This window comes from Gordonibacter sp. (assembly GCF_036667095.1).
Classification (GTDB): Bacteria; Actinomycetota; Coriobacteriia; order Coriobacteriales; family Eggerthellaceae; genus Gordonibacter.
The window spans coordinates 1-1,003 of the sequence record NZ_JAVWUP010000393.1; the positions used below are offsets into that span (position 1 = coordinate 1).

Annotated in this window: 2 protein-coding genes; both read left to right on the forward strand. The window is 63.3% G+C overall.

Annotated elements, in window-relative coordinates; all coding sequences use genetic code 11:
- Window positions 1-450: hypothetical protein (locus tag RR842_RS14860; protein ID WP_332730346.1), on the forward strand; the 450-nt coding region annotated here is incomplete at its 5' end.
- Entirely contained in the window at window positions 420-947 is a 528-nt protein-coding gene (locus tag RR842_RS14865; protein WP_332714266.1) for a RusA family crossover junction endodeoxyribonuclease, read from the forward strand. The genes RR842_RS14860 and RR842_RS14865, both read left to right, overlap by 31 nt.
- The last annotated feature ends 56 nt before the right edge of the window (window positions 948-1,003 follow it).

Consider the following 1,003-nt stretch of genomic DNA (forward strand, 5'->3'; position numbering starts at 1 on the left):
GAGCAACCAACACTCTACGACGGCATAGGTAAGACCGATCCCATGCTGCGCGTCCAGATGGCGTGCGCCTGGGTCGCGAGAGACTACGGCAAAGTGACCTCTCGCTGGATGCGCCTGGTGCGCCTCTGCGAGCGAGCGTACGGCAACGGAGAGGTCTGCATCCGCCGGGGCGACCTGTACCGCATCGCCCAGGAAGTCGGCCTGGACATAACCGTAAGCCGCGAGTTCCGATTTGATAACAACCTGTGGGCGCCGCTATCCCGTTACATGCTGATGTTTCGCCCGAAGCTGGCACGCGTGATCTTCCCGAAGACGTGCGACCTCGACCGCGCAGGCATCGACTTCGAGCGCGTCTGGCACGACACGGTGCACGCCCAGACGTTCTTCCCCGCAAGCACCTGGCAGGAAGCCGTGGAGGCATGCAAAGCACAAGACGTGAGCGCCGCATGAACCCCTACTTGAGAGACGCACGCGCTCCCCTGCTCGACTACCTCGGCCTGTCTGAGATCGAGACGATGGCAACCCGTATCTACTGCGACACGGAGAAGCTGCCCGAAGTCATTGGGGCTATGCGCCCGCGCATGGACACGAGGGGCGGGCATCCCCACATGCACAACGCGACGAAGCACCAGAAGGCCATGGACGAGATCACGGACAGGTACAGGGCAGCACGCGGTGCCATCCGCGCAGGTTTCGCCGGCCCCGTGCTGTTCGCCGTAGTGTCCCATCGCAAGGTGCCGAAAAGCTGGCCAAAGCGCCGCATCGGCGAGCAGGACACCGCGAAGCCGGACAGCTCCAACATCCTGAAGCTGGTGGAGGACGCGTTGAACGGCCTCGCGTACAAGGATGATTGCCAGATCGTCGGCGAGATACCTCTGAAGGCCCCGCGCGTCGGTGATCGCGACTGGCTGGAGATCGAAGTTACCTACTGCGAACCGAGGCGTTGACGGCCATGGGCGAATGGAGGACATCGGAGGTCGCGTACCTCATGGAGCGTGCGGGC

Coding starts and splice junctions, on each gene's coding strand:
- RR842_RS14865 (WP_332714266.1), top strand. CDS start 420: ATGCAAAGCACAAGACGTGAGCGCCGCATGAACCCCTACTTGAGAGAC.